A 5,646-nucleotide genomic window follows, 5' to 3' on the forward strand; every position below is an offset into this window, starting at 1 on the left:
ATATGGATATAAAACAAAAAAACCTCACACATTACTGTATGAGGTTTAAAAATAAAAACTGGCGGTGACCTACTCTCCCGCTTTCGCAGTACCATCGGCGCTGGTGGGCTTAACTTCTGTGTTCGGAATGGGAACAGGTGAGCCCCACCGCTAAAACCACCCTAAAGAAGGTATATAAGGTTGCAGGATGTAGGTAATAGGTTGCAGGTTTTCCCTGCCACCTGATAGCTATCATCTGCTACCTGTTTTAATCGATAAAAACTTTCACAAAGACAAAACCTTAACTGCACTTATAAGGCTTATATATAGTTACCATAGGCTATAAATCTACGGGTAATTAGTACTACTCGGCTATGCTGTTACCAACTTTACACCTGTAGCCTATCAACGTGGTCATCTCCCACGACCCTTAAAAGATGTCTCATCTTGAGGCGAGTTTCGCACTTATATGCTTTCAGTGCTTATCTCTTCCAAACATAGCTACTCAGCGGTGCACCTGGCGGTACAACTGATACACCAGAGGTTTGTTCAATTCGGTCCTCTCGTACTAGAATCAAGCCCTCTCAAACATCTAACGCCCGCAATAGATAGAGACCGAACTGTCTCACGACGTTCTGAACCCAGCTCGCGTGCCACTTTAATGGGCGAACAGCCCAACCCTTGGGACCTTCTCCAGCCCCAGGATGTGACGAGCCGACATCGAGGTGCCGAACCTCCCCGTCGATGTGAGCTCTTGGGGGAGACTAGCCTGTTATCCCCGGAGTACCTTTTATCCTATGAGCGATGGCCCTTCCATACGGAACCACCGGATCACTATGTCCTGCTTTCGCACCTGATCGACTTGTAGGTCTCACAGTCAAGCACCCTTATGCCATTACACTCTACGCACGGTTACCAAGCGTGCTGAGGGTACCTTTGAAAGCCTCCGTTACTCTTTTGGAGGCGACCACCCCAGTCAAACTACCCACCACGCAATGTCCTTCTAAAAGAAGTTAGGCTCCAAGTAAGTAAAGGGTGGTATTTCAACGTCGGCTCCACCAACACTAGCGTGCCGGCTTCAAAGCCTCCCACCTATCCTACACATTACTTACTCAAAGTCAATACGAAGTTATAGTAAAGGTTCACAGGGTCTTTTCGTCCCATTGCGGGTAATCGGCATCTTCACCGATACTACAATTTCACCGAGCTCGTGGCTGAGACAGTGCCCAGATCGTTACACCATTCGTGCAGGTCGGAACTTACCCGACAAGGAATTTCGCTACCTTAGGACCGTTATAGTTACGGCCGCCGTTTACTGGGGCTTCAGTTAATGCCTTCGGTTTAACCCTAAGCACCTTCCTTAACCTTCCAGCACCGGGCAGGTGTCAGACCCTATACAGCATCTTTCGATTTAGCAGAGTCCTGTGTTTTTGATAAACAGTCGCCTGGGCCTCTTCACTGCGGCCAACATTGCTGTTGGCGTCTCTTCTTCCGAAGTTACGAGACTATTTTGCCTAGTTCCTTAGCCACGACTCACTCGAGCACCTTAGGATTCTCTCCTCGACCACCTGTGTCGGTTTTGGTACGGGTTGCTTCACTTCGGCTTTTCTTGGATCCGATTACACTATAACAGCTTCGCCCGAAGGCTAGGCCTTGACACTTCCGTCCGTCTTCAATAGCTACATCGAACCGTCCCCTTTTATTGTGAGCAAGTATGGGAATATTAACCCATTGTCCATCCACTACCCCTTTCGGGTTCGCGTTAGGTCCCGACTAACCCTCAGCTGATTAGCATGGCTGAGGAAACCTTAGTCTTTCGGTGAGGGGGTTTCTCGCCCCCTTTATCGTTACTTATGCCTACATTTTCTTTTCTGTCCGCTCCACAATACCTCACGATACTGCTTCGGCGCAAACAGAATGCTCTCCTACCAGATATAATTAATTATAAATCCATAGCTTCGGTAATATGCTTATGCCCGATTATTATCCATGCCGAACCGCTCGACTAGTGAGCTGTTACGCACTCTTTAAATGAATGGCTGCTTCCAAGCCAACATCCTAGCTGTCAATGCAGTTCAACCGCGTTGCTTCAACTTAGCATATATTTGGGGACCTTAGCTGTTGGTCTGGGTTCTTTCCCTCTCGGACATGGACCTTAGCACCCATGCCCTCACTGCCGACGAACATTTATTAGCATTCGGAGTTTGTCAGGAATTGGTAGGTGGTGAAACCCCCGCATCCAATCAGTAGCTCTACCTCTAATAAACTTAACATCGACGCTGCACCTAAATGCATTTCGGAGAGTACGAGCTATCTCCCAGTTTGATTGGCCTTTCACCCCTACCCACAGGTCATCCGAAGACTTTTCAACGTCAACCGGTTCGGTCCTCCACTCTGTGTTACCAGAGCTTCAACCTGCCCATGGGTAGATCACAAGGTTTCGCGTCTAATCCTACTAACTCAGCGCCCTATTCAGACTCGCTTTCGCTCCGGCTCCGGTACTTAATACCTTAACCTCGCTAGTAAAATTAACTCGTAGGCTCATTATGCAAAAGGCACGCCGTCACCCAACTTGTGGGCTCCGACCGCTTGTAGGCGTACGGTTTCAGGTTCTATTTCACCCTTCTATTCGAAGTGCTTTTCACCTTTCCTTCACAGTACTTGTTCACTATCGGTCTTTCAGGAGTATTTAGCCTTGGAGGATGGTCCCCCCATATTCAGACAGGATTTCACGTGTCCCGCCCTACTCATTTATCACTCAAATATGCCTTTCATATACGGGGCTATCACCCTCTATGGCTGTTCTTTCCAGAACATTCTATTAAACATATAAAAGCTTTTGGGCTAATCCGCTTTCGCTCGCCACTACTTACGGAATCTCTTCGATTTCTTTTCCTCCGGGTACTTAGATGTTTCAGTTCTCCGGGTTTGCTCCTCTTACGAGGTGACAGGTCTTCAACCTGCCGGGTTGCCCCATTCGGATATCTGCGGATCAATTCGTGTGTGCCAATCCCCGCAGCTTTTCGCAGCTTACCACGTCCTTCGTCGCCTCTGAAAGCCTAGGCATCCGCCATACGCCCTTAACGATTTCTTTCCTATTTTTGGTTACTCAAGCACTTATAAGTGCTCGGTTTTCTCTTTGTGATGTCTTTACCGTTAATGTCAATGATCTTATTTTCTTCTTTTTGGTCTAGTAAACAATTGTTGTTTTTGGCTCCAATCGTCACTTTTAAACTAAACCTCCAAAACTGTGGAGAATAAGGGAGTCGAACCCTTGACCTCCTGCGTGCAAGGCAGGCGCTCTAGCCAGCTGAGCTAATTCCCCGCTAGTTGCCTCTAGCTTTTGGCTAATTGCTTTTGGCCTTTTTGCCAGTAGCTATAAGCTATTTGCTATCCGCTTTAATTAGTAGTCTCGGGCAGGCTCGAACTGCCGACCTCTACATTATCAGTGTAGCGCTCTAACCAGCTGAGCTACGAGACTTCATTATTAATTTTAAATTTTAAATTGAAAATTTTAAATAATTCTTTAAATCTAAAATCTATAATTTATAATCTAAAATCTCTCTATCCCTTTACTAATTTCTAGTGGGTGTTGTATTGTTTTATATATCAACCAAATAAAAAACTAAAGCTTAAACTTTAAGTAAGTATATGTACTTGCGTACTAATTTTGTTTATCGTCCCGTAAGACGCTCTAAAATGAGATGTTCCAGCCGCACCTTCCGGTACGGCTACCTTGTTACGACTTAGCCCTAGTTACCTGTTTTACCCTAGGCAGCTCCTTTTACGGTCACCGACTTCAGGTACCCCAGACTTCCATGGCTTGACGGGCGGTGTGTACAAGGCCCGGGAACGTATTCACCGCGCCATGGCTGATGCGCGATTACTAGCGATTCCAGCTTCATAGAGTCGAGTTGCAGACTCCAATCCGAACTGAGACCGGCTTTCGAGATTTGCATCACATCGCTGTGTAGCTGCCCTCTGTACCGGCCATTGTATTACGTGTGTGGCCCAAGGCGTAAGGGCCGTGATGATTTGACGTCATCCCCACCTTCCTCTCTACTTGCGTAGGCAGTCTCACTAGAGTCCCCAACTTAATGATGGCAACTAGTGACAGGGGTTGCGCTCGTTGCAGGACTTAACCTAACACCTCACGGCACGAGCTGACGACAACCATGCAGCACCTTGAAAATTGCCCGAAGGAAGGTCTATTTCTAAACCGATCAATTCCCATTTAAGCCTTGGTAAGGTTCCTCGCGTATCATCGAATTAAACCACATAATCCACCGCTTGTGCGGGCCCCCGTCAATTCCTTTGAGTTTCAAACTTGCGTTCGTACTCCCCAGGTGGCTAACTTATCACTTTCGCTTAGTCTCTGAATCCGAAAACCCAAAAACGAGTTAGCATCGTTTACGGCGTGGACTACCAGGGTATCTAATCCTGTTCGCTCCCCACGCTTTCGTCCATCAGCGTCAGTTAAGACATAGTAACCTGCCTTCGCAATTGGTGTTCTAAGTAATATCTATGCATTTCACCGCTACACTACTTATTCCAGCTACTTCTACCTTACTCAAGACCAGCAGTATCAATGGCAGTTTCATAGTTGAGCTATGAGATTTCACCACTGACTTACTGATCCGCCTACGGACCCTTTAAACCCAATAAATCCGGATAACGCTTGCACCCTCCGTATTACCGCGGCTGCTGGCACGGAGTTAGCCGGTGCTTATTCGTACAGTACCTTCAGCTTTCCACACGTGGAAAGGTTTATCCCTGTACAAAAGAAGTTTACAACCCATAGGGCCGTCGTCCTTCACGCGGGATGGCTGGATCAGGCTCGCACCCATTGTCCAATATTCCTCACTGCTGCCTCCCGTAGGAGTCTGGTCCGTGTCTCAGTACCAGTGTGGGGGATCACCCTCTCAGGCCCCCTAAAGATCATTGACTTGGTAGGCCGTTACCCCACCAACTATCTAATCTTGCGCGTGCCCATCTTTATCCACCGGAGTTTTCAATATCTTAAGATGCCTCAAAATATATTATGGGGTATTAATCTTCCTTTCGAAAGGCTATCCCCCTGATAAAGGCAGGTTGCACACGTGTTCCGCACCCGTACGCCGCTCTCAAGTCTCCGAAGAGACTCTACCGCTCGGCTTGCATGTGTTAGGCCTCCCGCTAGCGTTCATCCTGAGCCAGGATCAAACTCTCCATTGTATGTTTGTCTGACTCACTCAAAGTTTTTTAACGCTTTAGTTTTTTCCTTACTTGGTTGTTATATTATATTTCAATGATCTTCTATTCTATCGCTTTAATCAAACCAATCTCTGTCATTCGTTGGCCCTGATTTGCGAGTGCAAAAGTAAAAATTATTTTCTAATTGACCAAATGTTTCTGAAAGAAATTTTAAAGTTTTTTTTATTAACCTTAACCCTCTCTTCATCCATCCAATCCTATACTCCTGCGCTCCCTTATTTAGGGACTGCAAAGATACAAATCTTTTTAAATCTCACAACTTTTTCCTTAAAAAAAATTGAAAAGTTTTTCAAGATCCTATCCCCCATAATTATTCCTAATTATAAAAGTATTTCATTAATTTTCCGCTTACCTAAAAGCTCTCCTGCGCTACCTACTATCTCTCGTTTTCAGTGGGGCAAAGATACTATCTTA

Annotated in this window: 1 protein-coding gene, 2 tRNA genes and 3 rRNA genes; 1 reads left to right on the forward strand and 5 read right to left on the reverse strand. The window is 46.2% G+C overall.

What is annotated here, in order from left to right:
* Positions 1-56: 56 nt before the first annotated feature.
* From rrf to BCF58_RS17220, 5 genes are all read right to left on the reverse strand, one after another.
* Positions 57-164, reverse strand: a 5S ribosomal RNA gene (gene rrf / locus BCF58_RS17200).
* Between the two features lie 153 nt (positions 165-317).
* Positions 318-3,073: ribosomal RNA gene (locus BCF58_RS17205) — 23S ribosomal RNA — on the reverse strand.
* A 157-nt stretch (positions 3,074-3,230) separates the two neighbouring features.
* Positions 3,231-3,304, reverse strand: a tRNA-Ala gene (locus BCF58_RS17210).
* A gap of 82 nt (positions 3,305-3,386) precedes the next feature.
* Positions 3,387-3,460: transfer RNA gene (locus BCF58_RS17215), tRNA-Ile, on the reverse strand.
* A 216-nt stretch (positions 3,461-3,676) separates the two neighbouring features.
* Positions 3,677-5,193: ribosomal RNA gene (locus tag BCF58_RS17220) — 16S ribosomal RNA — on the reverse strand.
* The 16S, 23S and 5S rRNA genes sit together here with 2 tRNA genes alongside, the layout of an rRNA operon.
* 171 nt (positions 5,194-5,364) lie before the next feature.
* Between BCF58_RS17220 and BCF58_RS17630 the strand changes: the two genes are divergently transcribed.
* The coding region (locus tag BCF58_RS17630) for a hypothetical protein (RefSeq protein ID WP_228434828.1) at positions 5,365-5,646 on the forward strand (282 nt) is incomplete at its 3' end.

It is taken from the genome of Chryseobacterium defluvii (genome assembly GCF_003634775.1).
GTDB lineage: Bacteria > Bacteroidota > Bacteroidia > Flavobacteriales > Weeksellaceae > Chryseobacterium > Chryseobacterium defluvii.